We start from the raw sequence: 26,457 nt of genomic DNA on the forward strand, positions 1-26,457 counted from the left end.
GGAGATTACCACTTTTTTCGCCCTTGATTCTGAGGAAGGGCTGAATTTTGCATTTGCTTACGGAATTAACGCGGGGGAAACGCGGGGCCGGCGCTGCCGCACCCCGTCCAGGGCCTCGCACAGCAAGGCGGCGCCCTCGACAGTCCGCGGGCCAGGCCGCGTCAGCAGTTCGCCATTCACCGTCAACAGGTTGCCCCGCTTCACCGCCGTCATGCTCTTGTAGGGCTCCCACAGCTTCAGTCCCGGATTGGCCGGATCATACCGCTTGCCCGCCATGATCGCCTCGGGATCGGCCGCCAGCACCGCTTCGAGGCTGACCTCCGGCGCGACGACCTTGAGCCCGCCGAACACATTGCGCCCGCCGCAGACGCGGATCGCGTCGCTGGCAATCTGCGCATCGTTGAGCGTGTACAGCGGCTGGTCCCAGATCTGGTAGAACACCGTCACCGGCGAACGCCCGCCGTAGCGCGCTTCCAGCCCGGCCAGCTTCCCGCGCAGCGCGCCAGCGGCGCTGGACGCCGCCGGGCCGGTGCCCAGCAGCTGCCCGAGGCGCTCGATGTTGTCGGCCACCTGCGCCAGCTTGCGCGGCTCGCTGTGGAAGACCGGCACGCCCAGCGACTCGATCTGGGCGATCTGGCGCGCCGTATTCCCGCTGTGCCAGACCACGACCAGGTCGGGCTTCAGGGCCAGCACCCGCTCCATGTCGATCACGCTGTTGCTGCCGACCAGAGGGATGGTCTTCGCCGCTTCCGGGTAGTCGCTGTAGTTCATGGCCCCGACCACGCGCGCGCCGCCGCCGGCCGCGAACAGCAGCTCGGTGGCGTGCGGCGCCATCGAGATGACGCGGCGGGCCGGCTGCTGCACGGTGACGCGGCGGCCGGCATCGTCGACCACGGTCACCGCGGCCCCGGCGCCGGCAGTTGCCAGCGCCAGCAGCGCCGCTGCGGCAAGTCGGGGCGAATCCATCAGAACGCGTACCGCAGCGACAGCTTCAGCTGGCGGCCGTCGCTCGGGTAGATGCCCGAACGGCAGCCGAAGGCATTGCTGTAGTACTGGCGGTCCGCCAGATTGAGCCCGCTGACGGCCGCTTCCCAGCCGCCAACGCGGTAGGCGTAGCGCGCGTCGAGCGTGGTATACGACGGGATGCGCGCGCCGCAGCTGTTGCTGAAGTCGCTGCCATAGCGCTGGCTGTCCACCCACTGGGCGCCGATGTCGGCGCTGTGGCCGCCGGCAGGCGTCCATGCCGCGCGCAGGGTCACGACGTTCTTCGGCACCAGCACCATCTCGCGGCCGGCATTGGGGTACGCAGCATCTCGGCCGCCGGTGAATTCGGCGTCCACGCGCTGCCACTTGGCGCTCAGGCGCAGGTCCCGGGTAACCGCATGCTGCCCTTCCACTTCGATGCCCTGGCGGCGGGTCGGGTCGAGGTTGGTGTTGGCGCCCCAGCCGATGGTCGGATCGTAGAAGATCTCGTCCTTCAGGCGGTGGCGGAACAGGCGCGCGCTGATCTGGCGCACGGCGGAACCGGCGCTGACGCCCAGCTCGAGGTCGCGCGAGGTCTGCGGCGCCAGCACCTCAGGGCCCGAACGCAGGCTGTTCTCGTCCACGTTGGCGATGCGGTAGCTGCGGCCGGCCTTGGCGAACACGGTTACCTGCGGCAGCACGTCGATGCTGCCTTCCAGCGACCAGGCATTGATCGACTGCTTGCGGTGCTCGTTCAGCACCGGCGGGAAGGCCAGCGGATCCGAGTAGTCCTTGGTGAAGCGCTCGTGGCGGCCGCCGATGGCCAGGCGCGCGTTGTGGGGCGCGTTCCACAGGATCTCGTTGCGCAGGTAGACGGCCTTGGCATCCTGCTCGGCGGCGCCGCGCGAGAAATCGGAGCTGGTCTGGCGTTCCCAGCGCACCAGGTCGAGGCCGGCCACCAGTTCGTTGCGCTTGTCGCCCAGCGCGGCGGTGTGGCGCAGGCGCGGCGAGAACTGGGTCTGGCTGGCGTCGTAGCGCGAATGCGAGGCGACCTTGGTTCCGCCCAACATGTAGAAGTAGCTGGCTTCGACTTCGCGCTCGCGGCGCGACAGCTCGGCGGCCAGTTCGACCGCACCGATGCGGTGCTCGACGAAGGCCGTATAGCGGTCGGTGTCGAGGGTGCCGAAATCGTCCGGCGTCAGGGTCTGGCGCGGATTGGCCAGGTACTGGGCTTCGGTCAGCGAGCCGGGGAAGCGCGCGTCCTGTTCCGAACGCTCGAAGCGCAGGCCGGCGCGGCCCGCGCCATAGCTGTATTGCACCCCGCCGCTGGCGGTCTTCTGCTTGAATTCGCTGTTCTTGCGGTAGTTGTCGGTGCCGCGGTCTGCCACGGCGACGTCGAGCGACCAGGGACCGGCGCCATGGCTCAGCGAGCCGCGCAGGTCGTGGGCATCGAAGCGCCCGGCTTCGGCGAACAGCGAACCGTGGGTACCGCTTGCCCCGGCGCGGCGGGTGATGATGTTGATCACGCCGCCGGTCGCACCTTCGCCATACAGCACGCTGCTGCCGCCGCGCTGGATCTCGATGCGCTCGACGGTATCGACCGGAATGCTGGACAGGACCGCGTTGCTCAGTTCGTTCTCGTTCAGGCGCACGCCGTCGACCAGGATCACCAGGTTCTGGGCGCTGTTCGAGCCGAAGCCGCGCAGGTCGAGCGCGAAGTCCGGCGACGCATCGAGGCTCTGGCGCCCGTAGACGCCGCCGACCTTGCGGATCGCGGCATTGACGTCGGTGGCGCCGGCACGGCGGATGTCTTCGGCGGTGATGACGGTGGCGCCGATCGGCGCGGCGGCCGTCTGCGCCGGGAAGCGCGCGCCGGTGACGACGATCGAGGGAAGGGCTTCCTGTGCCAGCGCATCGGCGGCAAGGACGGACAGCGACAGGGCGCAGGCCAGCGCGAGCGGCTTGAACGCCGGCGCGCTGCGTGGTACGACAGCAAATTTCATGTGGATGTTCTCGGTAATGGCACCGGCCTGCGTCCCCGCACACCGGTTTCAACGGAAGCCGCAGGCGATGAACACGTCGGCGCTTCCACCTGTCTGGCCGGTATCCGGGCTTGCAAGACGGACCGCCCCACCTTCCTATGCGATGCACAGTGGTTATCGGGGTGGCCTATCGCTCTCGGGAGAGTAGCGATGCTTGTTCACCGTTGCGGGGGCAGCACACCTCGGCGTAGGCGCGCAGCGCCTTTGCCTCGTGTTTCCCGTTTAACTGCGCATGCGGAGGGCATGCGCGGGCACCAGAACCCCGAGATTATAACCTGACAAGCTTTTTGCGCTTTCTGTCGCCCTATTTGCGTTTCCATCCTAAAAGCTTGGAAGTTTAATAATCTTCTGGATATAGTCGCGCTCATACCAAAACAGGGAGTTTTGCATGCAGATCCGATGGAAGCACGACGTGCTCGCGGCAACGCTGCTGGCGCTCGGGGTAGGCGGCGCCTGGCTCGCCTGGGCCGACGCGCCGGCGCCCGCCGTCCCGCCCTCGCTCGACGGCATCGCGCTGGCGGCACCGGACGCCGCCGCCGTCGCCGTCCCCAGCAGCCCGGACGCCTGGGGCGGCATCCGCAGCGGCGACCACGCGACCCTGTCCGACCGCGTGGTGAGCTACCGCATCGCCGCCACCCTCGACCCGGTCAGGCACGTGGTCAGCGGCCGCCAGCAGCTCACCTGGCGCAACCGCAGCAAGGTAGAGGTGCGCAGCGTCTACGTCCACCTCTACATGAACGCCTTCGCCGGCGAAGGCAGCAGCTTCTTCACCGAGCAGCGCCGGCGCGGCGAGGCTTTCCGCAGCGGCGTCGGCACCGGCGACGGCGAATGGGGCCACATCAGCCTGCAGGGCGTCAGCCAGGGCGGCGCCCGGGTCGCGTGGCGCTTCGTCCAGCCCGACCAGGGGCCCGCCACCGACCACACGGTGGCGCGCCTCGACCTGCCCGAAGCGGTCGCCCCGGGCGCCTCCACCACGCTCGACATGGCCTTCAGCACCCAACTGCCGCGCGTGATCGCGCGCACCGGCTACTACGGCAGCTTCCACCTGGTGGCGCAGTGGTTCCCGAAGATCGCGGTGCTCGAACTGCCGGGCGAACGCGGCGCCACGGCACCACGCTGGAACGCGCACGAGTTCCACCTGGATTCCGAGTTCTATTCGGACTTCGGCAGCTACGACGTCAGCCTGACGGTCCCGCAGGGCTATACGGTCGGCGCCACCGGCGAACTGCAGGGCGCGCCCGTCGAGAAGAACGGCATGCTCACCCACCGCTACCTGCAGCACGACGTGCACGACTTCGCCTGGACTGCGGACAAGCGCAGCGCCCGCCCGCTGGTGGAGACCTGGACCGGTCCCGGCAGCCCCAACGTGACCGTGCAGGTGCTCTATCCGCCCGAGTACGAGGCCAGCGCCAAGCCGGCGATGAAGGCGGCCAAGGAGTCGCTGGCCTACTTCTCGCGCGCGCTCGGCCCCTATCCCTACCGCACCCTCACCGTCGTGATTCCGCCCGAAGGCGCGGAAGAAGCCGGTGCCATGGAGTACCCGACCTTCTTCACCGTCTCCGGCCATGCCGAGGTGGCGCCGAACACGCAAGCCGCCTTCGATCTCGACGCGGTGACGATCCACGAATTCGGCCATGGCTACTTCTACGGCATCGTGGCCAGCAACGAGTTCGAGGAACCCCTGCTCGACGAAGGCCTGAACTCGTACTGGGAGAGCCGCATGATGCGCGACCGCGGCCAGCAGATTTATCCGGCCACTGGCTTCCTGAAGCGGATCGGCATCGATCCGGCCTTCGAGGGCTTCGACGGCATGCGCCTGGTCATGCCGCGCGACCGGCCCGCCGACGCGCCGGGGCAGAACGCCTGGCGGCGCCTGCAGGGCATCGGCCCCGTGTACACCCGCAGCGCGGTCGTGCTGCGCGACCTCGAAGAACGCATCGGCAGCGAGGCGATGGAGCGCGGCTTCAAGGAATACTACCGCCGCTGGAAATTCCGCCACCCGGGCGTCGCCGACCTGCGCGAGGCGCTCGCCGACGGCAGCGGCGAACGCGCCGCCGTCGAGGATGTCTTCGCGAAGCAGATCTATGCCACGGCGCGCGTGGACGACCGTGTGGCCAAGCTGACGAGCGAGGAAGAACTTCCGCTCGCCGGCACCCGTGTCGTGAACGGCAAGCGTGTCGAAGAATCGCGCGCGGCGGTGGAGGAGCGTATCGCGAAGCTGCGTGCCGAGTGGGAGAAGGGGAACCCGAAGGCCAGGGACGGCCTCGGCCCCTTCCCGTGGCGCACCGAGGTGACCCTGCGCCGCGACGGCGCCGCCGTGCCGCAGACGCTGGTGGTGCGCTTCGCGGATGGCAGCAGCGAAACGGTCGCGTGGAACGCAGCCTCGCCCGACGAGAAGTGGCGCAGCTTCAGCTGGGTCAAGCCGGCGCGCGCCGTGTCGGCCGAACTGGATCCGCGCCGCGCTCACTACCTCGACGTCAACAAACTCGACGACAGCCGTGCCATGGCGCCTGACCGCAGCGCATCGACCCGCTGGACGGCCGATGCGGCAGCCTTCTTCCAACTCATCCTGTCCCTGATCGCCACCGTATGACGACAACCGCCGCCACCTTCGAACCGACGCAGGCGCAGGCCGCGCCGGCTGCCGGGAACAGCCTGCTGCGGTCGCTGCGCCCTGCCCTGCAGTGGCGCCTGATGCTGCTCTGGCTGCTGGGGCTGCTGCTGCCCACCCTGGCCGCCGCGCTGCCGCTCTGGACCATGCTGGGCGCCGCCTTCGACCATACGGTGCACGCTGCGGCGCTGGCCCGGCGCCTCGACCTGGTCGCCATCGCCGACGTCATGAGCCTGCACACCCGGCATGCCTCGGCCCTTGCCGGCGGCGGCGGCGTCGCGCTCGTGCTGACCCTGCTGCTGTCGCCCCTCCTCACCGGCGCGGCCATCACTGCCGCACGGGCGCCGGCGGCGCTCGGCTTCGCGGCCCTGGCCGCCGGCGGGGTGCGCGAATACGGGCGCCTGCTGCGCATGCTGCTGTGGGCCGTGGTCCCGCTCGGCGTCGCCGCCTTTGTCGGCGCGCTGGTGCTGGACGCCGCCGACGGCCAGGCGGACGGCGCGGTCATGGGTGCGTCACTGGTGGCAGGCCTGCTGGTGCTGCTGGCCCACGCCTCGCTCGACCTGGGGCGCGCCGTGCAGGCGCTCGACCGCCGCCGCAGCTCGGCGGTGCTGGCCTGGTGCGACGGCCTCGGACTGCTGGTGCAGCGTCCCTTCGCGGTGCTGGGCCTGTACCTGGGCCTCACCGCACTCGGCCTGCTGCTCGCGGCCGCGCTGGCGCTGGCGCGCCTGCACGTCCCGGCGCTGGGCGCGGGCAGCCTGCTCGGCGGCCTGCTGCTGGCCCAGTTGGCGGTGCTGGCGCTGGCCTGGATGCGCTGTGCGCGCCTGTTCGGCCTGATGGAACTGGCGCGCGACATGCAGGCACGCTGATCCGGTTCCGGTCTGGAAGTACGTGGGGTAGACGGCGTAAGACAGTCCACCCTGCGATAAAGCGTCAGGTCCCGCGCTTGCCGCGCGTCGCCTCTTCCGCCTTTGCCGCTGCCTTCTCTTCGGCGATCCGCGCCTTTTCCGCCATCTCTTCCGCGTGGCGCGCCAGCGCCGCGGCGCGGCTGACCGGCGTTTCGAGGCTGATTCGTCCCAGCGCTCCGGTGCGGTAGTCGTGCAGCAGCACGTGCGCCGCCTTCTCGTAGTCGAATTCGCCGCCGCGCACGCGGAAGCCGCGGCGCTGGGCCACGTTCTCGATGACGGCGATGCCGTCCAGCCCCTCGGTCTTGAAGCCGTAGCGGGCCGTGAGCAGCTGCGGATAACGTTCCAGCAGCGAGTTGGCGAGGAACTCCGCCACTTCCTCTTCGATCAGGGCATTCGAGCCGACCGCGTGGCTGGCGGCCAGCATCAGGCCATCGCTCGCCATCGCGATCTTCGGCCACAGCATGCCCGGGGTGTCGACCAGCACGATGTGCTTGCCGAGGTAGAGCTTCTGCTGGGTCTTGGTCACGGCCGGTTCGTCGCCCACCTTCGCCACCCGCTTCTTGAGCAGCGCGTTCATCAGGGTCGACTTGCCGACGTTCGGGATCCCCATGATCATGATGCGCAGCGGCTTGGTCGGCACGCCGCGGTGCGGCGCCAGCGACTGGCAGATGTCCGGGATGCGCGCGACGTCGGCCGGCTTCTTGGTCGTCATCGGGTAGGCGGTCACGCCTTCCTGCGCGTCGTAATAGGCCTTCCAGGCCGCCGTTGCGGCCGGGTCGGCCAGGTCGGTCTTGTTCAGGATCTTCAGGCAAGGGCGTTGGCGGAACTTGCGCAGTTGCTCAACCAGCGGGTTGCAGCTCGCCTCGGGCAGGCGGGCGTCGAGGACTTCGATCACCAGGTCGGTGTTCTCCATCTGCTCGGCGGCTTCCTTCTTGGCCGCATTCATGTGCCCCGGGAACCATTGTATCGACATGCTGTGCTTTCTTAAATACTTCAATCAAGCCGCTATTTTACGCTGGCGGCCGGATCGGGAAAAAACAGCAGGCCTGAAGCGACAGTCTATTGATTCAATGCAATGTATTTGCAGCGCATCGGCGCAGACTGGCGTTTCCGCCCGCTGGGCCGCATCCGGAAGATGCATCATGCACCACCTGCCAAGGAAAACGCCGCGCTGGGCCGCGATCGCGCTCCCGCCGAAAAAGTCGCTGGGACGCTGGTTCGCGTTCGGCGTGCTGTGCGCGATGATCGGTGCGGCCTGCTTCATCGATCGTTTCCCGCTGCTGTCTGGTTAACGACACAATTTCTATCAAGCAAGATAAACAATGCTATTCTCGGGACTTCCCTCAGGCAACGCGCAGGAAGCCCCATGCAATCCACTTTCGACGGCCTGCGGACGACACCCCCGCAGTCCGCACTCGCTCCCTTCCAGCGCCAGGCCATGCTGGCCGCCGTGCTCATCGGCATCGTCAGCGCCGGCCTGATGCCCTTGGCGGCCCACAAGTGGCCGAACATCCCCGCCTTCGTGCCTTCCTACCAGACCGCCCTGATCGGCGCCTACCTGGTCGCCGCCTACCTGATCCACGGCTACTTCAAACAGACCCGGCTCCGCGCGATGCTGTGGCTGTGGGGCGGCTGCATCTACACGGCCGGTGTGCTGCTCGCGCAGTTCCTGTCGCTGCCGAACGCCTTCGTCGCCGACACCCGCCTGCTGGGCGGCGCCCAGACCACGATCTGGCTCTGGTTCTTCTGGCATATCGGCGCCAGCGGCATGCTGTTCGCCTACGCGCTCGCCGAGCTGCGCCGGCCGGGCGCGCAGGTGGCCAGCGCGGAGAGCGGCTTCCTGCATTGCGTCCTGCTGACCTGCGCCGCGCTCGGCGCGACCCTGGTCGCCGTGACCGTGTTCCACGACGCCTTGCCGCCGATGGACAGCGGCGGCGATTTCAGCGCCATCACCCGCACCGGCTATGCACCGCTGATCCAGGCCATCATCATGCTGGCGCTGTTCATGCTGTGGCGCGCGACCCGCTTCGCCACGCCGATCAGCGCCTGGCTCGGGGTGGCGATGCTGGCCCTCGCCTTCGACAATGCCATCACCATGGCCGGCGGCGCGCGCCTGTCGATCGGCTGGTACGTCGGCCGCATCAATGCGCTGGTGTCGGCACTGGTGATGCTGGCGCTGTACATGAAGGAAGTGAACCGGGTCTACCTGAACGCCGCGCTCAATGCGGGCGAACTGGCCGAGGCCAAGGAGGAGCTGGAGCGCCACCAGCTGCACCTCGAGTCCCTGGTTGCCGAACGCACCCGCTCGCTGGAAGAGGCGCGCGACGCGCTGTTGCACGCACAAAAGCTGGAAGCGATCGGCAAGCTCACCGGCGGCGTGGCGCATGACTTCAACAACGTCCTGCACATCATCAGCGGCAACCTCGACCTGATCAGGATGTTCGCGGCCGGGAACGAGAAGATCCTGCCGCGCTGCGTCTCGGCCCAGGATGCGGTGCGGCGCGGCGCCCGCCTGTCCTCGCAGCTGCTGTCCTTCGCGCGCAAGCTGCCGCTGCAGCCGGCGCCCACCAGCCTGGCCCAGGTGCTGTCCAACATGGACGTGCTGCTCAAGCGCGCCGTCGGCGAACGCATCGACATCGCGCTGCAGATCGATGCCGATGCCTGGAACGTGATCGTCGATCCGCAGCAGCTGGAGAATGCCATCCTCAACCTGACCCTGAATGCCAGCGACGCAATGGAAGGAAGCGGACGCCTGACGATCGGCGTGCGCAACCTGGTGCATGCAGAGGGCGAGGCGGTACAGATCAGCTTCGCCGACACCGGCTGCGGCATGACGCCGGAAGTCAGGCAGCGCGCCTTCGAGCCCTTCTTCTCGACCAAGGAAGTCGGCAAGGGAACGGGCCTCGGCCTGAGCATGGTCTACGGCTTCGTCAAGCAGAGCGGCGGCCAGATCGACATCGAGAGCCAACCGGGCCAGGGCGCCACCATCGTCATCCTGCTGCCGCGCACGCCGGCATCGGCGGTGGACAAGAAGCCGGCGCAGCCGGGCGAGGCGGTGGGCGGCAGCGAAACCGTGCTGGTGGTCGACGACGAAGCCGAGATCCGCGCCAACGTCGCCGCCATGCTGTCGGGACTCGGCTACCGCATCCTGAGCGCCGCCGGCGCCGACGAGGCGCGCACGGTGCTGGAACAGCACGCGCGCATCGACCTGCTGTTCACCGACGTGATCATGCCGGGCGCTACCAGCAGCACCCGGCTGGCCGAACTGGCGCGCGCCGCCCATCCGGCGATCCGCGTGCTGTTCACCTCGGGCTATACCGAAGATGCCGTCATCCACGACGGCAAGCTCGCCGAAGGCGTCAGCCTGCTGAGCAAGCCCTATGGCCGCGACGAGCTGGCGCATGCGGTACGCACCGTCCTGCACGAAGGCGCCACTGCCGCCTGAACGTTTTCAGGGGCAGGCGCTCGGCGGCAGCGGCTGGCCCGGCTCGAATGCAGCCAGCTGCCGTCTGGCGGCCGCGCGGTCCTTCGCGTATTCCGCCATGTAGCGCGCGCGCTCTTCGCTCTCCCATTCCGCGTCCGACACGCCTTTCAGGGACTGGGTGCGGCTGGCGAACACCTGCCCTTCGAGGCGCGGCAGCAGCAGGCGGTCGGGGTCGACGTTTTCGCGCAGCAGGTAGCCGTCGACGTCGCGCAGCCGGAGCGGCAGCGCGGGCGCGCCATCCGTCATCAGCTTGCCGAATACCGTCAGCTTCACCTCGCGCGCGCCTGCCCCGAGCACCTCGTTGAAGGTGGCCAGGGCGAACGGCCGGCCGCGCGCATCGTCGATCCGGCCGCTGACCACGTAGCGGCCCGGCTGGCGCACGTCCAGGCCGAGGTAGAAGGCCAGCGAGCCCTGGTCGAGCCCTTCGCGCACCTGGCCGGTCCAGCTGGCCGGCAGTACCGGCGTGTAGATCACGTCGAACAGGGCGAAGCCCTTGCGCCCGCCGGCGCTGTAGCCTACCTCAAGGCGGATGGTGCCGTGGAAGCCGGCCAGGCCGGTCTGGCCCGGCGCCAGGATGCCGGCGTAGGCATGGTCGCCGGCCACCGGGTCGGCGCCGCCGCCATCGTCCGCGAAGGGCACGGCCACCTGCGGCGTCGGGCGGCTGGCGCCGTAGGTCATTCCGGCCGCCACCGCACGCGTGATCACGACCGGCACGGTGGCGCCCTGGGCGTCCACCGCGCGCAGCGAGAAGGCGGCCGCTTCGCCGGCGGCGAGGTAGACGCGCGACTGCGATGTCTGCAGGAACACCCTGGTATTCGTGCCGCCGCCTTCGACCCGCATCGGGTTCATCTCGGTGACGGGCTGGTTCGGGTGCAGCTGGTCCGGGTTCTGCGCGGCCGGGCGCGACTCCATCGGGTACTTGCTGCCCTCGCGGTAGCTGCAATAGGTATGGTCGGTCAGCTGGACGTTGTCCAGCAGCTGGCGGCGGAGCTCGGCGCGTTCGTCCGGGATTGCCAGGCCCTGGCTGGATGCGAGCTTGCCGAAGAACTGCGGGCCGGACGGCGGCGGGCTGGAGGCCGCCGGCGGCGCCGCCTCGCGCCCGCCGCCCCCGAGCCACAGGGCGAGCGCAGCGATGCTCGCCACGCCCAGCCCGACCAGCGCATTTTTCGACTTAAAGGGCACTGTTCACCACGGCGCTGCGCACGACGCCCACGATCCCGCCCCAGTTGCCGTTGGCGTAGTGGTTGTAGGCTTCGCTGTCGTCACGGAAGACCACCGAGTGGTAGCTCCACTTGGCGCTGCCGCCCTCGTTGGCGGCAGTGCCGAGCGTGAGGTCGTTGCAGAACCAGTCGCTCGGGTTGCAGTAGGAGCCTCCGGAGCTGCCGGCCACGCCGCCGGTGCTGTGGTAGGCGACGGCTTCGTCGTCCTGGCCCGGCAGGATGCCCGAGTAGGCGGTGCCCTTGGCGGCCGCATACATGTAGAACCAGAGGTTGCGGGTGGTGTTGTGGTTGTACATGGCGCGCGCGGTGGTGGTCTTGAGGTCTTGCACCAGCGGTTCCGAGGTGGTCCAGGAACCGGCGTCGGACAGCTCCGAGCCGCCCGCCGCGCCGGAGGCGGCGCGCACCCACTTGATGTTCCAGCCGGTCTGCGTGCTGCCGTCGCTGTTGCCGCATACGCCGCCGCTGCCGGGGCTGGCGTTCTTCTTCAGGCGCGCCGAACCGCCGTAGTTGGCCAGGGTGTAGCCCATCATCAGGTCGCCGGCGCTGTGGGTGACGATGTAGCACCAGTTGGTGCCGGTGCAGAAGCAGTCGAGGGCATCGCGCACCTTGCCGCTTTGCGAGGCGATGCTGCTGCGGCCATCCCAGTTGACGGCCTTCTTGTTGACGCCGGCCGCGGTCGTGGACGGGCCCCAGTAGGTGAAGTCGTTGTAGTTGCCGATCGCCCCGCCACCGGTTCGACCATTGACCCAGAGGGTGTAGTTCGCGGCGGACGCCCAGCTTGTTACCAACATCAGGCACAGCGCACACAGAATGCGGATTCGTCTCACTGTCTTCTCCTTAATGATAGTCGTGGCCATCGGTCTTATGGCTGAGTTCGACACTACGCCTGGCATACAGACGTGTCAAACCGCACACTCAGGAGTGTGGCGAGCGCTGCATTCCCTTGTCGCAAGCGTGGCGCGGACGCTACTGTGCGCTGCCCACCACGGCATTGCGCACGACGCCGACGATGCCGCCCCAGTTGCCGTTCAGGTAGTGGCTGTAGTCCTCGCCATCGTCCCGGAACAGCACCGAATGGTGGCTCCACTTGGCCCGGCCGCCCTGGTTGTTGGCGGTGCCGTAGGTCAGGTCATTGCAGAACCAGTCGCCCGGGTTGCAGTAGGCGCCGCCCGAACTGCCGGAGACGCCGCCCGCGCTGTGGTAGGCGATCACCTCGTCGTCCTGTCCCGGCAGGATGAAGGAATAGGCCGTGCCCCGGGCGCCCGCGTACATGTAGAACCAGAGGTTGCGCGTGTCGTTGTGGTTGTACATGGCGCGCGCGGTGCTGGTCTTGAGGTCTTGCACCAGCGGCTCCGAGGTGGTCCAGGAACCGGCGTCGGACAGCTCGGAGCCCCCGGCCGCCCCCGCCGCGGCGCGCACCCACTTGATGTTCCAGCCGGTCTGCGCGGTCCCGTCGCTGTTGCCGCACACGCCGCTGCTGTTCGGGCTGGCGTTCTTCTTGAGGCGCGCCGAGCCGCCGTAGTTGGCCAGCGTATAGCCCATCATCAGGTCGCCGGCACTGTAGGTGACGATGTAGCACCAGTTGTTGCCGGTGCAGAAGCAGTCGAGCGCATCGCGCACCCTGCCGCTCTGCGAGGCGATACTGCTGCGGCCATCCCAGTTGACGGCCTTCTTGTTGACGCCGGCGGGCGTGGAGGATGGTCCCCAGTAGCTGAAGTCGTTGTAGTTGCCGATGGCGCCGACGGCGCCGCCGGCGCGGCCGTTGATCCAGAGCGTGTAGTTGGCCGCGGCTGCCAGGCCGGATACGAGGAACAGGCACAACGCGCAGAAAGTCCCAAATGGTTTCACCTTGATCTCCTTTTTGTCATGTGGAGACTTAGAGCGGTGAAACGGAACTGCGTTCCGCGCCGGGGCTGCGAAAGCTACTCGAGCTCGGCCAGCACCTTCAGGTGCGCCACCACGCTGCGTCCCAATGCCGACAGTGCATAGCCGCCCTCGAGGCAGCTGACGATGCGCCCCTGCGCATATTGTTTGGCAACCGCCATCACCTGGCGCGTAATCCAGGCATAGTCGGCCTCGAGCAGTCCGATACCGCCCATGTCGTCCTCGCGGTGGCCGTCGAAGCCGGCCGAGATGAAGATCATCTGCGGCTTGTGCGCGTGCAGCGCCGGCAGCCAGTATTCAAGGACCAGCTTGCGTACCGCCTCGCCGTCGCACATGGCCGGCACCGGCACGTTGACGCTGGTGGCGGTGATCGGCTCGGGGTCGCAGTAGGGATAGAAGGGATGCTGGAACAGGCTCACCATCAGCACCCGCGGGTCATTGCGGAAGGCGTCCGCGGTGCCGTTGCCGTGGTGGACGTCGAAGTCGACGATGGCCACGCGCTCGAGCCCGTGCACCTCCAGCGCATGGCGCGCCGCGATGGCGACGTTATTGAAGAAGCAAAACCCCATCGGCTCGGTCGGCGTCGCATGGTGCCCGGGCGGACGCACCGAGCAGAAGGCATTGTCGATCTCGCCCGCGATCACGGCGTCGGTCGCCGCCACCGCCGCGCCGGCCGCGCGCAGCGCCGCCCGGTAGCTGTCGTGACAGAGGATGGTGTCGCCGTCGAGCGGATAGTAGTCGCCCGCGGCGGGCACGTGGTCGCGCACCAGCGCCAGCGCGCCGGGCGTGTGGTTGCGCAGGACGTCGCTGAGTGCGGCCAGCGGCGCGCTGCGCTGCTCGAGCAGGCCGTCCAGGCGGGCCAGGATCAGCTGGTCGTCGATCGCCCGCAGCCGCGCCGGCGATTCGGGGTGCCACTCGCCCATTTCGTGCTTCAGGCAGTCGGGGTGGCTGTAGATTGCTGTGCTCATCGTGCTCGCGTGTGTGCTGGTTCCGCGGCTGCTCATCCATAGCGCACCTTGGCGGCCGTTCTCGCATAGAATCGACCCCAAGGCTTGTTGCCGACGGAGTATAAAGCTTGCCAATGGCGCTAATCTACCATGGGAGCGCCCGGCTCCGCTCCGAACAGTTCACCGGAACCCAACCATGTTCAATCAACTGCATGCCGCCGCACGCCAGGTCAGCCAGGTCGTGGTCGGCAAGGACCAGCAGGTCCGCCTGGCCCTGACCTGCCTGCTGGCGGGCGGCCACCTGCTGCTCGAAGACCTGCCCGGCGTCGGCAAGACCACGCTGGCGCACGCGCTGGCGATCTCGCTCGGCCTGAAGTTCAACCGGGTCCAGTTCACCAGCGACCTGCTGCCGGCCGACGTGGCCGGCATCTCGGTGTACGAGCGCGAGACCAACGGCTTCGTATTCCACCCCGGCCCGATCTTCACCCAGGTGCTGCTGGCCGACGAGATCAACCGCGCCACGCCCAAGACCCAGTCCGGCCTGCTGGAAGCCATGGAAGAGCGCCAGGTCAGCGCCGACGGCGTCACCCGCGCCCTGCCCGAGCCCTTCTTCGTGATCGCGACCCAGAACCCGGCCAACCAGGTCGGCACCTTCCCGCTGCCCGAGTCGCAGCTCGACCGCTTCCTGATGTGCCTGTCGCTGGGCTACCCGGATGCCGCCGCCGAGCGCGCGCTGCTGATGGGCGAGGACCGGCGCGCCATGCTGCGGGCCCTGGCGCCGGCGATGCAGCCGGAGCAGCTGGCCCAGGCCCAGCGCGCCCTCAAGGAGATCCACGCCTCGGCCTCGCTGGTCACCTACGTGCAGGCGCTGGCCCAGGCCTCGCGCCAGAACGGCCTGTTCGCCGAGGGCCTGTCGCCGCGCGCCGCGATCGCCCTGCTGCAGGCCGGCCGCGCCTGGGCCGCGCTCGAGGGGCGCGATCATGTGATTCCCGAAGACATCCAGGCCGTGCTGGTGCCGGTCTGCGCGCACCGCCTGCGCCCGCTCAAGGCGGCGCACGGCCAGGCGCTGGCCAGCCGCGACCTCGTGCTGCAACTGCAGAAAGCGGTGCCGGTCTAGATGGCGGGCGGCGCGTCAAGTGGATTCAGGGGCTGGCTGCGCCGCACCACCGGCAAGTGGCTGCCGCGCCGCGGCACGCTCGACGCCGGCGAAGTGGTGCTGAGCCAGCGCCGCGTCTTCATCCTGCCCACGCGCGCCGGCCTCGGCTTCGCGGTGCTGGTGCTGGTGCTCCTGATCGGTTCCATCAACTACAGCCTCGGCCTGGGCTTCGCACTCACTTTCCTGATCCTGTCCTGCGCGCTGGTGGACATGGTCTTCACCTACCGTAACCTGGCCCACCTGGCCCTGCAGCAGGGCCGCGTGCCGGCCGTCTTCGCCGGCCAGGAAGCGCAGTTCGAGCTGCACATCGCCAACCGCACCGGGCTGGCGCGCTACGGCGTCTGGATCGATTTCGCGGACGCGAGCAGGAAGGGTGAACCGCGCCACGTCACCGACATCGCCGCCCACGGCAGCGCCAGCGTGCTGCTGGGCGTACCCACGGCCGCCCGCGGCTGGCTGCAGCCGGCGCGCGTGCTGCTGTCCACCCGCTTCCCGCTCGGCCTGTTCCGCGCCTGGAGCTACTGGCGTCCCGCCACCCGGACCCTGGTCTACCCGCGCCCGGAAGAAGGCGCGCCGCCGCTGCCCGTGAGCGGCAACGCCGTCGGGAGCGGCCGTGCCGGCGGCCATGACGATTTCGCCGGCGTGCGCAGCTACCAGGCGGGCGACTCGCCGCGCCAGCTGGCCTGGCGCCAGATCGCGCGGCTGGATCCGGCGCTCGGCGGACAGCTCGTCACCAAGCATTTCGAGGGCGGCGTGGGCGATGAGCTGGTCCTCGACTTCGCGCTCCTGCCCCTCCAGCTCGACCTCGAGCTGCGCCTGTCGCGCATGACGCGCTGGGTGCTGGACGCCGAACAGCGCGCCCTGCCCTATGCCTTCCGCCTCGGCGCGCTCCGTTACGACGCCGGCAACGGCGCCGCCCACCAGGCGGCCTGCCTGCGCGCGCTGGCCCTGTACGGCATCAAGGAGCCGGCATGAAGCTCCTGCATTCCCTGCCCCGCTTACCGAGAGATAAGGCCGACACCCTGCTCCTGCTGGGCAGCGCGGTGCTGGTGCTGGCGCCGCACGCGGCCCACCTGCCGCTGTGGGTGTCCCTGCTGTGCGCGGCGACGCTGGCCTGGCGCGCCGCGGTCACGCTGCGCGGCAGGCGCATGCCGTCCACCCTGGTGCTGCTGCCGATCGCGGTGGCCGCGATGGCGGGCATCCAGTTCAGCTACCAGACCCTGCTCGGGCGCGACGCCGGGGTCGCCATGCTGGTGCTGCTGGTCGCCTTCAAGATGCTCGAGATGCATGCGCGCCGCGATCTCTACGTGGTGATCTTCCTGTGCTTCTTCCTGGTGCTCACCAACTTCTTCTACGCCCAGGGCATCGGCACCGCCCTGCTGATGGTGGCGGCGGTACTGGCCCTGCTCACCACCCAGCTCTCCTTCCAGTTCACCGGCAGCGTGCCGAAGCTGGGGGCGCGGCTGGCGATGGGGGCCAGGATGCTGCTGCTCGCGGCGCCGATCACGGTCATGCTGTTCTTCGTGTTTCCGCGCCTGGGCAGCCCGCTGTGGGGCATGCCGGACGGCGCCGGCAGCGGCGGCAAGTCCGGCCTGTCGGAGCGCATGGCGCCGGGGGAGCTGTCGAACCTGGCCATGTCGGACGAACCGGCCTTCAGTGTACGCTTCGAGGGAGCGGTGCCGCCCAAGGCGCAGCTGTACTGGCGCGGGGTGGTGCTGGATGCCTTCGACGGCAGGGCCTGGACCCGCGGCGGCTCGATCGCCACCAGATCAGGCACCTCGGTCAGCGTGCGTGGACAGGCACAGCGCTACGAGATCACGCTGGAGCCGTCCGAGACGCGCTGGCTGTTCGCGCTCGAGATGGCCGGCCACATGCCGGAGCTGCCGGGCTACCACGCGAGCGCCTCGCACCAGCTCGAGCTGAGCACGGACCGGCCCCTGACGGAACGGGTGCGCTACCGGATGATCTCCTATCCGGACTATGCGCTGGACGGTCGCGATGCGCTCGACGACCCCAACCAGTGGCTGCTGCTCCCCTACGGCTACAACCCGCAGGCGCTGGCCGCCGGCCTGGCGCTGCGCAGGGAGCCGCAACCGGCGCGCCGGGTCGAACTGGTGCTGCGCCGCTTCCGCGAGCAGCCCTACAGCTACACGCTGGAGCCGCCGCTGCTGGGCCGCCATGCGGTCGACGAATTCCTCTACGGGACCCGGGCCGGTTTCTGCGAGCATTATTCGGGCGCCTTCGTGTTCCTGATGCGCGCGGCCGGCATCCCGGCGCGCGTGGTCACCGGCTACCAGGGCGGGGAACTGAATCCGCTCGACGGCTACGTCACGGTGCGCCAGTCCGACGCCCATGCCTGGGCCGAAGTCTGGCTGCGCGGACGCGGCTGGGTGCGGGTCGACCCGACCGCCGCCGTGGCGCCGGAACGGATACGCCGCAACCTCGCCGCCGCGGTCAAGCCGCCGGCGCCCTTCGGCATCGATGCGCTGCGCGGCCTGTCCCTGTTCGAGCCCGGCGCCGATTCGCTGCTGGGACGCGTGCGCAATGCCTTCGGCGCCATCGACAACGGCTGGAACCAGTGGGTGCTGAACTACACGCCGGAACGCCAGCGCGGCTTCCTGCAAATCCTGGGCGCGAGCCTGGCCGGCTGGCGCGTTGCCGGCTTGATCATGCTTGGCGCCCTGGTGTTGCTGATGGCGAGAATTTTCTATCTCCGTAGGGAAATTGATCCGATCGAGGCGGTATACTCTTCCCTATGCAAGCGCCTTGCCCAGCTGGGCCTGGCACGTGCAGCGGACGAAGGGCCCACCGCCTATGCGGCCCGGATCGCGGCCTCGCAACAGCTGGCGCCGCCATCACGCGAAGCCGCCGCCGAATTCTTGCGCCGCTTGAGCGCCTGGCGCTATGCGCCGCCCCAGCCCGGCCCGGCTCCAACGGCCACCCGGCAGCTGGCCGCTACCTTGAAGAGATTACTGTCGCAAGTCAGATGAAAATCGTTCCCCTGTTTGCCGCGCTGGCAATCGCCTTTGCCCCGGCCGGGCAGCCGCTCGCCGCCCCGAAGGATCCGCACACCGCGTCGAGCCCCGCCAAGGCCAAGGCCCAAGCCAAGAAAGCCAGGAAAGCCAAGGCCGCGGGCAAGGCCGGCAAGCGCGTCTCGATCAAGTCGACCCGGGTGCTGAAGGCCGCCCCGGCCGCAGCCGTGATCGACTACGACGGCGAACACCACAACTTCCTGGAATGGCAGGCGGTACGCGCATTCATGGACGACATCAGCGCGCAGCACGGCTTCGACCGCGCCTGGCTGGAATCGCTGTTCGGCCAGGCGCGCTTCATCGATTCGGCGGTACAGCTGGTCAAGCCGGCGCCGCCGGGCAAGCCGAAGAACTGGCAAGCCTACAGCGCGCGTTTCATCGAGCCGATCCGCATCGCCGCCGGCGTGCGCTTCTGGACCGAGAACGCCGAGGCGCTGGCGCGCGCGGAAGCGGCGTATGGCGTGCCGGCCGAGATCATCGTCGGCATCATCGGCGTCGAGACCATCTATGGCCGCGATACCGGCAAGTTCCGCGTGCTCGACACCCTGGCGACGCTTGCCTTCGCCTACCCCGAGACGCCGAACCGCAGCAGCCGCATGGCCTTCTTCCGCAGCGAACTGGCGCAAACCCTGTTGTTCGCCCGCGAGCACAAGCTCGATCCGTTCTCGCTGCTGGGTTCGTTCGCGGGTGCGGTCGGCATGCCGCAATTCATGCCCGGCAGTATCCTGAAGTACGGCGTGGATTTCAATGCGGATGGCCAGATCGACCTGCGCAATTCGGCGGAAGATGCGATCGGCAGCGTGGCCAACTTCCTGATCCAGCATGGCTGGAACCCGGAGTACCGCGGCAACCCGGCCACCCCGGCCGAGGTGTCGCCGAGCCGCGCCTGGGAACCGCTGCTCGGGCGCGGGCTGGCCGCGACCCTGCGCCCCGAGGAACTGCGCGCGGCCGGCGTCGTCACCGAGGCTGCCTTGCCGGCCGAGCGTCTGTACGGGCTGGTCGACCTGCAGAACGGCGCCGAGCCGACCGAGTACTGGGTGGCGAACGATAATTTCTTCGCCATCACGAAGTACAACCGCAGTTATTTTTATGCGATGTCGGTAATCGAGCTCGGCCGCGCCGTGCGCGCTTCGCGCGGCGGCTAAACATTGCCTCGCGGGAAAGTTTGTATCGATTTGTAACTTCTTTCCCGTCTTTTCTCCCCTTCTAGGCGGCCTTGGCATTCCTATACCCCCCGGGGGTATAGGCTCGTATTGTGCAGATTCTCTGCAGAAACACCCCCCCTCCCCTCATACTCCCGTTTTTCTTGCATCTATGTCAGGGTTTTTCATACCGTGCGGCACTAAAAGCCCCTTGGCTATACACTGCTGATTAATCAAAAAACAATTAATATTTCAGTGAGATTATGAGAGAATTGCATTGAGGCTATTGTTGCGATGAGACAACAATCCTAAGCGAGTTCATCTGATTTTTATTGCCATTAAGTATCAGATAAGAAATTAGTTGTACAATTGAATAGAAAATTACGAAATAATACCGAAGCATGGAGCCGAGGGCCGCATGGGGCTCCGCCCAACCCAAAATAGGATATTGAATCATGACAAACCAAGTCGGCATTGATATGAATAGCGATTCGGAGTCCGATGAGCTCCTGCAGTACAACCCGAACCGCCTGCTCGACACCCTGATCGAGAACCTGCGCCTGAAGAACGACGCTGCCCTGTCGCGCGCGCTGGAAGTCGCACCGCCGGTGATCTCGAAGATCCGCCACCACCGCCTGCCGGTCGGCGCCTCGCTGCTGATCCGCATGCACGAAGTGAGCGACCTGTCGATCCGCGACCTGCGCTACCTCATGGGCGACCGCCGCGCCAAGTTCCGCATCAGCGACAAGCAGTTCAAGCCGAAGGAAGGCGCCGCGCCAAAAGAGGCGTAATCGGCGCGCGGCGCGCAAGCGCCGCGGTGGGCCTTGCATCCGGGCGTGCAAAAAGTTGCACATAGTAAAAAGCCATCCGTCAGGATGGCTTTTTTATTTGGCAATAGGCCGAGGCTCAGGCCGGGAACACGCCGGTCGACAGGTAGCGGTCGCCGCGGTCGCACACGACGAATACGATGGTCGCGTTCTCCACGGTCTGCGAGATGCGCAGCGCCACTTCGCAGGCGCCGGCGGCCGAGATGCCGCAGAAGATGCCTTCTTCGGCCGCCAGGCGGCGCGCCATCTGTTCGGCCGCAGCCTGGCTCACCGGCTCCACCTGGTCGACGCGTGCCTTGTCGTAGATCTTCGGCAGGTAGGCTTCCGGCCATTTGCGGATGCCGGGGATCGACGAGCCTTCTTCAGGCTGGGCGCCGACGATGCGCACCGCCGGATTCTGCTCCTTCAGGTAGCGCGACACGCCCATGATGGTGCCGGTGGTGCCCATGGCGCTGACGAAGTGGGTGACGCGGCCCTCGGTGTCGCGCCAGATTTCCGGACCCGTGCTCTCGTAGTGGGCGCGCGGATTGTCCTGGTTGCCGAACTGGTCGAGGATGATGCCCTCGCCGTTCTTCTGCATCTGCTCGGCCATGTCGCGCGCGTATTCCATGCCGCCCGATTTCGGCGTGAGGATGATCGTGGCGCCGTAGGCCGCCATGCTCTGGCGGCGCTCGATCGACAGGTTGTCCGGCATCAGCAGCACCATCTTGTAGCCGCGGATGGCGGCGGCCATGGCCAGCGCGATGCCGGTGTTGCCGCTGGTGGCTTCGATCAGGGTGTCGCCCGGCTTGATCTGGCCGCGCTCTTCCGCGCCGCGCAGCATCGACATGGCGGCACGGTCCTTCACCGAACCGGCCGGATTGTTGCCTTCGAGCTTGCCGAGGATGATGTTGTTGCGGGCCGCCGCGTCGGCGCCGGGCAGGCGCACCAGGCGTACCAGCGGGGTATTGCCGATCGTGTCTTCGATGGTCTTGTAAGCCATTCCTTGCTCTCTCGCGATTTCCTAAACCGCTATTCTAATCCGGACAGCAAGGAGGCGTATGGGACCGGCCCCGGCGGGCCGGTCCGGGAGCTGCCGGATCAGCGTTGCGGCAGCGGATAGGTGGCGACGCTCACGTTGCCGTCCTTGTCGACTGCCTGCACGCCGAAGAACACATTGTCCTTCGACAGGTCGATGGTCGCCTCGGTGACATTGCCGACCCACTTGGCGCCCTGCCAGTCGGAAGCGGTGGTCTCGCGCCAGACGATGCGGTAGCCCGCCACGTCCGGTTCGGCATTCGCCTGCCACACCAGGGTCGAGTCGTTGGTCAGCTTGTCGGTGCGCAGCTTGACGTTCTGCGGCGCGGCCGGGGCCAGTGCCAGCGAGGCCAGCGCGGCGGCGTTTACTTTTGCGACCTTGGCGATGTAGTCGACATCATTAAACTCGACCAAATCGCCGTAGACCTTGCCGTTTTCGGTACGCAGGTCCTGGTGCTGGTGCGCGAAGTCCTCGGCCGGCTCGGTGAAGCGCAGCGCCGCGTAGCCCTGCTCCAGGAAAGGCATGTGGTCGCCGCCACGCAGGTAGCGGTCGGCGCGGTGGATCACCGAGACCTTGAAGCCCTTCACGTAGCGCTCGCCCTGCTCCTTGGTATGGCGGGCCAGCTGGCGCGAGAGCGAGTCGCTGTCGCCGCCGGTGGCTACCAGCTGGCGCACGGTCTCGCTCATTTCCTTGGTCGCGGGAATGCTCTGCGAGAACAGGCGCACCTGCTTGTTGTCCACCTTGCCATTGTCGGCGCGCGAGCTGCCGATGATGTCGTTGGTGTACATGCCGGCGATGTTCAGGTTTTTCTGGCGTGCCTGGGTGGCCCAGTGACGGGCGCCCAGCAAGCCCTGCTCCTCGGCCGCCACCGCCATGAAGACGATGGTGGCATCGAACTTGTGCTTGGCCATGACGCAGGCCAGTTCCATGGTGGCCGCGGTGCCGGAGGCGTCGTCGTTGGCGCCCGGAGCGTCGGCGGTGTAGTTCATCACGTCGCTGACGCGCGAATCATAGTGGCCGCTGACCACGTAGATGCGGTCCTTCGAGGCTTCCTGGGTGCCCGGCAGGGTGGCGACCACGTTGACGATCTCGGTCGGGCGCGAGATCCGGGCAGAAACCGGTGCCATGTGGCTGTCGAAGGACACCTGCAATGGCGTGCCGGCGCCGCAGCGCTCGAGTTCCGCCTTGATCCAGCGGCGCGCCGCACCGATGCCGCGCGTTTCCGATTCGGTTTCCGACATCGTGTGGCGGGTGCCGAAACTCACCAGCTTGGCGACATAGGCTTCCATGCGCTTGGGCGAGATATCGGCGAGGATCTTGTTGATCTGGGGCTGCTGGCGCTTGATGTCGGGCGCAGCCGGGGTGGCCGGCGTTGCGGGTGCGGCGACCACCGAGCCGGCGGTCACGGCGAGCAGTGCAGCGAGCAGGGAGGATGAAATGCGGGCGTGAGGCATGAGTACCTTTCTGGATTATGAAGTGCAGATGACATGCACATCTTCTCATGCGAATTGCTTGGTGTCAGTCAATACAGTTACTGGGGTGCGCACGCAGGAAAGCGGTGGGAAATCGGCTATGATTTTCCGCGCCAAGACCACTGAGGAAGATTCATGCCTGAGCATCGCATTTTCGGGACACCCTTTGCCAAGGCTCGCTCCGGAACGCCGGCCGGGCTCGCCTAGAATGGGACCATAGAGATCAGGGAGCCCCATCATGAAAAAAACAGCCATGTCAGGAAAGATGAAAGCGGCAAAGGCCGTCATGGCCGCGAGTACAAGCAGGAATACTGGGACGGCAACTGCAAGGTCGAACGGAAATGGGAGAAGGACGGCGACTACAAGGAAAAGCGCAAGTGCAAACGCCCGGATCGCCACTATTCGGACCGCCGCTATGACGACCGCCATTATGACCGCCCGGTGGTGCAGCAAGGCTACTACCCTGCGAATTCGAACTACTACCCGGACTACGACCGTTATGACCGGCGCGATCCGGAAGTGAACGTCGACGTCCGCATCCGCCAGTAAGCCTGCGTACCACTAAAAAACCCGCGTCGCCGCGGGTTTTTCTGTTTACATCGCTGCTTTCTGCTCGGCAGGCTTGGCTTTCGCATCCGCCTTGGCCGAGGTCTTCTCCGCCTTCGCCGGCTTGGCAGCCGCGGCATCCATCGGCTTGCCGTTCACCACCAGCCCGGCCTCGGACAGCTTCATGGCCTTCTTGCCCTTCACGCCCTTGATGCGGTCCTGGAAATCGGTCCAGTCCTTGAACTCGCCCTTGGCACGCTCGTCGAGGATCATCTTCGACATGCTCGGCCCCACGCCCTTGACGCCGTCCAGCGCAGCCGCGTCGGCCTTGTTGACGTCTACCTGGGCGAAGGCAAAACCGGTCGAGGCGACCAGCGCGGCAACAGCAAGCATCAGTTTCTTGATCATGGATGGTTCTCCGTAGGTTCACAAAATGGACGGCGGCGCCATCCATCCTGCCCTAACGAAGCCGCCCGGCCACCGTTGACGGCCTCGGCTTGATCAAGCTCAACCGGGGAACAGTTCCTCGCGGGTGACGGTCGCCGTGCCCAGCTTGCCCACCACGATGCCGCCCGCGCGATTGGCGGTGGCCAGGGCTTCGGCCAGCGGCGCGCCGGCGCCCAGCATCGCCGCCAGGGTGGCGATGACGGTGTCGCCCGCGCCCGAGACATCGAAGACTTCACGGGCGTCGGCATGCACGTGCAGCACCTCGTCGGCGCTGTACAGGCTCATGCCCTCTTCCGAACGCGTCAGCAGCAGCGCCTCCAGTCCGAGTTCGACCCGCAAGTTCTGCGCCTTCGCGGTCAGCTGCTCCTCGGTCTTCCAGCCGCCGACCACGCGCTGCAGCTCCGAGCGGTTCGGGGTCAGGATGCTGGCGCCCTGGTAGGGCGAGAAATCGTCGCCCTTCGGGTCGACCAGCACGATCTTGCCGGCGGCGCGGGCTTCCTTCACCATCTCGGCGACGTTGACCAGCGCGCCCTTGTTATAGTCGGACAGGATCACGACGTCGTAGTCGGGCAGCAGCGCGCGGAACTGGTCGAGCTTGTCGCGCAGCACGGTCTCGGTGGGCGCGTCCTCGAAGTCGATGCGCACCATCTGCTGCTGGCGGCCGATGACGCGCAGCTTGATGATGGTGGAGATCGCGTCGTCGCGCTTCAGGTAGCTGTGGATGCCGGCGCCCTGCAAGAGCTTCTCGACTTCGTCGCCCGCTTCGTCGTTGCCGGTCACGCCCAGCAGGCCGGTATGCGCGCCCAGCGCGGCGGCGTTGCGGGCCACGTTGGCGGCGCCGCCCAGGCGCTCCTCGCGGCGCTCGATGCGCACCACCGGCACCGGCGCTTCCGGCGAGATGCGCGAAACGTCGCCGAACCAGTAGCGGTCGAGCATGACGTCGCCCACCACCAGCAGGCGCACGCTCGCGAGTTCAGGGGCCGCCTCGCGGCGGTAGCTGTCTGCCGTCAGGAGGCGGCTCGGGATCGGGTGGGTCATCAGTTTGCGAGTCAGTTCATCACATTCAGTTCTTCGGTACGGCGCGGCGGGTAGGTCTCCCAGCGGCTGCAGCCCGGGCACTGCCAGTAGAACTGGCGCGCCTTGAAGCCGCAGTGGCTGCACTGGTAGCGCGCCAGCTTCTGGGTGTAGCGCTGCACCAGGTTCTTCACCATCGACAGCTCTTCCCAGACGTGGGCCGGGGCGTCCATGAGGCGCGCCTCCAGCAGCTTGTCCAGGCCCAGCAGGGTCGGATTGCGGCGCAGTTCCTCGATCACCAGCTGTTTGGCAGCTTCCACGCCGTCGAGTTCGATCACGGCCTTGAACACCACCTCGATCAGGTCGATCGACGAGGCTTCGGCCAGGTAGGCGCGCAGCAGGTTGACGCCTTCCTGTGGCCGGCCCACCTTGCGGTAGCCGTCCATCAGGCGTTGGGCCACCAGGGCCACGTGCGGCACGCTCTGGTGTTCGACGCGGCGCCAGGTGACCAGGGCCGCTTCGGTATCGCCCTGGGCCAGCTGGGCGTCGCCGATCAGGATGGTGGCGCGCACGCTGGAGCGGTCGGCCTGCAGGGCCTTGTCCAGCAGCTGCATGGCATCGCTCGGCTGCAGGTGCACCAGGGCGTCCTGGGCCAGCTCGCAATAGAACTGGGCGATTTCCTTCTGGCGCGCGCCGGCGCCCGATTCCTGCAGGCCGACGGCGACGTCGATCGCGCGGCGCCATTCCTTTTCGCGCTGGTAGATCTCGAGCAGCGCACGGCGCGCCTGCACCTCGAAGGGCGTGTCGACCAGCAGGTTGAAGGTTTCCTCGGCGCGGTCGAGCAGGCCGGCCTTCAGGTAGTCCATCCCCAGCTCATATTGCGCGTGCGCCTTCTGCTCGCTCGGCAGGTCCGGACGCGCCAGCAGGTTCTGGTGGACGCGGATGGCGCGCTCGATCTCGCCGCGGCGGCGGAACAGGTTGCCGAGGGCGAAGTGCATGTCGGCCGATTCCGGGTCGAGCTTGACGATCTCGATGAAGGAATCGATGGCCTTGTCCGGCTGGTCGTTGAGCAGGTAGTTCAGCCCCTTGAAGTAGCCGCGCGGCAGGCTGCGCGATTCGGAGACCAGTTCCTTGATGTCGACGCGGGCGGCGATCCAGCCCAGGCCGAAGAAGAATGGGATGCCGAGGAGCATCCAGATTTCGAATTCCATGTGTTCTTGTTCTGTGTGAGCGCCGAAGCGCGCTTATTGCGCCAGTTTCTGCGCCGGGTTCACGGCATCCGGCGCCGGCGGAGCGTTGCCGGTACCGGCTGCGCTCTGCAGGGCCTGGATGGTGTTCTTGTGCTGCGAGGTCTGGCGGCGCTGGCGGAACACGGTCGGCGTCAGCGCCAGGATGCCGAGTGCGGCGCCGGCGATGAAGAAGGCCAGCAGCATCAGCACGAGCGGGCCGCGCAGTTCGTAGCTGAGGAAGAAATGCAGGTCGACTTCCTGGGTGTTCTTCAGGGCGAAGCCGAAGAACAGGACGAACAGGATGATGCCGGCGATGGTCGAAACAAATTTCATCGGTAGTGCCTGCTGGTTGAGTGCGCAAAGGCAAAGTGTCGCATATCCAACATGATATTTCAAAAGCCACGAATCGGGATAGGGGCGGCCAGTTGTCTGGCCGGTCCCCTCCCACACCACCCGGCATGCGGGTCCGCACCGGGCGGTTCGAGTAGTTGAGGTTAAGTGAGGCGAGGCATGCCGAG

Annotated in this window: 23 protein-coding genes and 1 riboswitch; of the genes, 10 read left to right on the forward strand and 13 right to left on the reverse strand. The window is 67.4% G+C overall.

All coding sequences use genetic code 11. The features are described from left to right. Positions 1-57: 57 nt before the first annotated feature. The gene (locus tag AC56LK_RS19175) at positions 58-966 is read right to left on the reverse strand and encodes a cobalamin-binding protein (protein WP_497186078.1); all 909 of its coding nucleotides are present in this window, start codon (positions 964-966) and stop codon (positions 58-60) included. Further along, on the reverse strand, positions 966-2,966 hold the full coding sequence (locus AC56LK_RS19180; protein ID WP_497186079.1) for a TonB-dependent receptor: 2,001 nt from the start codon (positions 2,964-2,966) through the stop codon (positions 966-968). The genes AC56LK_RS19175 and AC56LK_RS19180 overlap by 1 nt, the downstream gene beginning before the upstream one ends. 78 nt (positions 2,967-3,044) lie before the next feature. Continuing rightward, a riboswitch (cobalamin riboswitch) is annotated at positions 3,045-3,279 on the reverse strand. A gap of 114 nt (positions 3,280-3,393) precedes the next feature. Here AC56LK_RS19180 and AC56LK_RS19185 point away from each other — a divergent pair. Beyond that, positions 3,394-5,598: a M1 family metallopeptidase gene (locus AC56LK_RS19185; RefSeq protein WP_497186080.1), complete on the forward strand. Its 2,205-nt coding sequence runs from the start codon at positions 3,394-3,396 to the stop codon at positions 5,596-5,598. Further along, positions 5,595-6,482, forward strand: coding sequence for a hypothetical protein (locus tag AC56LK_RS19190; protein WP_497186081.1), 888 nt, complete (start codon positions 5,595-5,597; stop codon positions 6,480-6,482). The genes AC56LK_RS19185 and AC56LK_RS19190 overlap by 4 nt, the downstream gene beginning before the upstream one ends. A 64-nt stretch (positions 6,483-6,546) precedes the next feature. Here the strand turns inward: AC56LK_RS19190 and ylqF are convergent, their stop codons facing one another. After that, entirely contained in the window at positions 6,547-7,494 is a 948-nt protein-coding gene (gene ylqF, locus AC56LK_RS19195) for a ribosome biogenesis GTPase YlqF (protein ID WP_497186082.1), read from the reverse strand. Between the two features lie 169 nt (positions 7,495-7,663). On the opposite strand from ylqF, the gene AC56LK_RS19200 reads away from it, so the two are divergent. Both AC56LK_RS19200 and AC56LK_RS19205 read left to right on the forward strand, forming a co-directional pair. Then, the gene (locus AC56LK_RS19200; protein ID WP_497186083.1) at positions 7,664-7,813 is read left to right on the forward strand and encodes a hypothetical protein; all 150 of its coding nucleotides are present in this window, start codon (positions 7,664-7,666) and stop codon (positions 7,811-7,813) included. A gap of 74 nt (positions 7,814-7,887) precedes the next feature. Then, positions 7,888-9,966, forward strand: a complete 2,079-nt coding sequence (locus AC56LK_RS19205) for an MASE4 domain-containing protein (protein ID WP_497186084.1) — start codon at positions 7,888-7,890, stop codon at positions 9,964-9,966. Positions 9,967-9,972: 6 nt separating this feature from the next. On the opposite strand, the gene AC56LK_RS19210 is transcribed toward AC56LK_RS19205, so the two are convergent. The 4 genes from AC56LK_RS19210 to AC56LK_RS19225 form a co-directional block, all read right to left on the reverse strand. Continuing rightward, positions 9,973-11,187: a hypothetical protein gene (locus tag AC56LK_RS19210; protein WP_497186085.1), complete on the reverse strand. Its 1,215-nt coding sequence runs from the start codon at positions 11,185-11,187 to the stop codon at positions 9,973-9,975. Further along, complete coding sequence (locus tag AC56LK_RS19215) at positions 11,177-12,052, reverse strand: hypothetical protein (RefSeq protein WP_497186086.1); 876 nt, start codon at positions 12,050-12,052, stop codon at positions 11,177-11,179. Before AC56LK_RS19215 ends, AC56LK_RS19210 begins: the two co-directional genes overlap by 11 nt. A 139-nt stretch (positions 12,053-12,191) precedes the next feature. Next, positions 12,192-13,073, reverse strand: a complete 882-nt coding sequence (locus AC56LK_RS19220; RefSeq protein ID WP_497186087.1) for a hypothetical protein — start codon at positions 13,071-13,073, stop codon at positions 12,192-12,194. Positions 13,074-13,147: 74 nt separating this feature from the next. Continuing rightward, positions 13,148-14,077 carry a histone deacetylase family protein gene (locus AC56LK_RS19225; protein ID WP_497186088.1) on the reverse strand — a complete coding sequence of 310 codons (930 nt, stop codon included), beginning with the start codon at positions 14,075-14,077 and terminating at the stop codon, positions 13,148-13,150. Between the two features lie 175 nt (positions 14,078-14,252). On the opposite strand from AC56LK_RS19225, the gene AC56LK_RS19230 reads away from it, so the two are divergent. From AC56LK_RS19230 to AC56LK_RS19250, 5 genes are all read left to right on the forward strand, one after another. Further along, on the forward strand, positions 14,253-15,173 hold the full coding sequence (locus tag AC56LK_RS19230; RefSeq protein ID WP_497186089.1) for an AAA family ATPase: 921 nt from the start codon (positions 14,253-14,255) through the stop codon (positions 15,171-15,173). Next, positions 15,174-16,187, forward strand: coding sequence for a DUF58 domain-containing protein (locus AC56LK_RS19235; protein WP_497186090.1), 1,014 nt, complete (start codon positions 15,174-15,176; stop codon positions 16,185-16,187). Then, positions 16,184-18,202, forward strand: coding sequence for a transglutaminase TgpA family protein (locus AC56LK_RS19240; RefSeq protein WP_497186091.1), 2,019 nt, complete (start codon positions 16,184-16,186; stop codon positions 18,200-18,202). Before AC56LK_RS19235 ends, AC56LK_RS19240 begins: the two co-directional genes overlap by 4 nt. Continuing rightward, entirely contained in the window at positions 18,199-19,389 is a 1,191-nt protein-coding gene (mltB, locus tag AC56LK_RS19245) for a lytic murein transglycosylase B (RefSeq protein ID WP_497186092.1), read from the forward strand. The genes AC56LK_RS19240 and mltB overlap by 4 nt, the downstream gene beginning before the upstream one ends. Before the next feature lie 452 nt (positions 19,390-19,841). Continuing rightward, on the forward strand, positions 19,842-20,177 hold the full coding sequence (locus tag AC56LK_RS19250) for a hypothetical protein (protein ID WP_036216124.1): 336 nt from the start codon (positions 19,842-19,844) through the stop codon (positions 20,175-20,177). A 115-nt stretch (positions 20,178-20,292) separates the two neighbouring features. Here the strand turns inward: AC56LK_RS19250 and cysM are convergent, their stop codons facing one another. Both cysM and AC56LK_RS19260 read right to left on the reverse strand, forming a co-directional pair. After that, on the reverse strand, positions 20,293-21,195 hold the full coding sequence (gene cysM / locus AC56LK_RS19255; protein ID WP_497186093.1) for a cysteine synthase CysM: 903 nt from the start codon (positions 21,193-21,195) through the stop codon (positions 20,293-20,295). A gap of 98 nt (positions 21,196-21,293) precedes the next feature. Continuing rightward, positions 21,294-22,685 carry a M20/M25/M40 family metallo-hydrolase gene (locus AC56LK_RS19260; RefSeq protein ID WP_497186094.1) on the reverse strand — a complete coding sequence of 464 codons (1,392 nt, stop codon included), beginning with the start codon at positions 22,683-22,685 and terminating at the stop codon, positions 21,294-21,296. Between the two features lie 240 nt (positions 22,686-22,925). On the opposite strand from AC56LK_RS19260, the gene AC56LK_RS19265 reads away from it, so the two are divergent. Then, on the forward strand, positions 22,926-23,252 hold the full coding sequence (locus tag AC56LK_RS19265; RefSeq protein ID WP_497186101.1) for a hypothetical protein: 327 nt from the start codon (positions 22,926-22,928) through the stop codon (positions 23,250-23,252). Positions 23,253-23,297: 45 nt separating this feature from the next. On the opposite strand, the gene AC56LK_RS19270 is transcribed toward AC56LK_RS19265, so the two are convergent. From AC56LK_RS19270 to AC56LK_RS19285, 4 genes are all read right to left on the reverse strand, one after another. Further along, positions 23,298-23,657, reverse strand: a complete 360-nt coding sequence (locus AC56LK_RS19270; RefSeq protein WP_497186095.1) for a ComEA family DNA-binding protein — start codon at positions 23,655-23,657, stop codon at positions 23,298-23,300. A gap of 99 nt (positions 23,658-23,756) precedes the next feature. Then, positions 23,757-24,734, reverse strand: coding sequence for a D-glycero-beta-D-manno-heptose-7-phosphate kinase (gene rfaE1, locus AC56LK_RS19275; RefSeq protein WP_497186096.1), 978 nt, complete (start codon positions 24,732-24,734; stop codon positions 23,757-23,759). 11 nt (positions 24,735-24,745) lie between these two features. Then, positions 24,746-25,921, reverse strand: coding sequence for a lipopolysaccharide assembly protein LapB (lapB, locus tag AC56LK_RS19280; protein ID WP_497186097.1), 1,176 nt, complete (start codon positions 25,919-25,921; stop codon positions 24,746-24,748). A 33-nt stretch (positions 25,922-25,954) separates the two neighbouring features. Continuing rightward, on the reverse strand, positions 25,955-26,272 hold the full coding sequence (locus tag AC56LK_RS19285; RefSeq protein ID WP_497186098.1) for a LapA family protein: 318 nt from the start codon (positions 26,270-26,272) through the stop codon (positions 25,955-25,957). Positions 26,273-26,457: the final 185 nt, after the last annotated feature.

It is taken from the genome of Telluria sp. ZB4P36, from assembly GCF_059685865.1.

Bases quoted from the DNA above. Each gene is read 5' to 3' on its own strand.
- AC56LK_RS19175 (WP_497186078.1), bottom strand. From the start codon at position 966: ATGGATTCGCCCCGACTTGCCGCAGCGGCGCTGCTGGCGCTGGCAACT.
- AC56LK_RS19180 (WP_497186079.1), bottom strand. From the start codon at position 2,966: ATGAAATTTGCTGTCGTACCACGCAGCGCGCCGGCGTTCAAGCCGCTC.
- AC56LK_RS19185 (WP_497186080.1), top strand. From the start codon at position 3,394: ATGCAGATCCGATGGAAGCACGACGTGCTCGCGGCAACGCTGCTGGCG.
- AC56LK_RS19190 (WP_497186081.1), top strand. From the start codon at position 5,595: ATGACGACAACCGCCGCCACCTTCGAACCGACGCAGGCGCAGGCCGCG.
- ylqF (WP_497186082.1), bottom strand. From the start codon at position 7,494: ATGTCGATACAATGGTTCCCGGGGCACATGAATGCGGCCAAGAAGGAA.
- AC56LK_RS19200 (WP_497186083.1), top strand. From the start codon at position 7,664: ATGCACCACCTGCCAAGGAAAACGCCGCGCTGGGCCGCGATCGCGCTC.
- AC56LK_RS19205 (WP_497186084.1), top strand. From the start codon at position 7,888: ATGCAATCCACTTTCGACGGCCTGCGGACGACACCCCCGCAGTCCGCA.
- AC56LK_RS19225 (WP_497186088.1), bottom strand. From the start codon at position 14,077: ATGAGCACAGCAATCTACAGCCACCCCGACTGCCTGAAGCACGAAATG.
- AC56LK_RS19230 (WP_497186089.1), top strand. From the start codon at position 14,253: ATGTTCAATCAACTGCATGCCGCCGCACGCCAGGTCAGCCAGGTCGTG.
- AC56LK_RS19235 (WP_497186090.1), top strand. From the start codon at position 15,174: ATGGCGGGCGGCGCGTCAAGTGGATTCAGGGGCTGGCTGCGCCGCACC.
- AC56LK_RS19240 (WP_497186091.1), top strand. From the start codon at position 16,184: ATGAAGCTCCTGCATTCCCTGCCCCGCTTACCGAGAGATAAGGCCGAC.
- mltB (WP_497186092.1), top strand. From the start codon at position 18,199: ATGAAAATCGTTCCCCTGTTTGCCGCGCTGGCAATCGCCTTTGCCCCG.
- AC56LK_RS19250 (WP_036216124.1), top strand. From the start codon at position 19,842: ATGACAAACCAAGTCGGCATTGATATGAATAGCGATTCGGAGTCCGAT.
- cysM (WP_497186093.1), bottom strand. From the start codon at position 21,195: ATGGCTTACAAGACCATCGAAGACACGATCGGCAATACCCCGCTGGTA.
- AC56LK_RS19260 (WP_497186094.1), bottom strand. From the start codon at position 22,685: ATGCCTCACGCCCGCATTTCATCCTCCCTGCTCGCTGCACTGCTCGCC.
- AC56LK_RS19270 (WP_497186095.1), bottom strand. From the start codon at position 23,657: ATGATCAAGAAACTGATGCTTGCTGTTGCCGCGCTGGTCGCCTCGACC.
- rfaE1 (WP_497186096.1), bottom strand. From the start codon at position 24,734: ATGACCCACCCGATCCCGAGCCGCCTCCTGACGGCAGACAGCTACCGC.
- lapB (WP_497186097.1), bottom strand. From the start codon at position 25,921: ATGGAATTCGAAATCTGGATGCTCCTCGGCATCCCATTCTTCTTCGGC.
- AC56LK_RS19285 (WP_497186098.1), bottom strand. From the start codon at position 26,272: ATGAAATTTGTTTCGACCATCGCCGGCATCATCCTGTTCGTCCTGTTC.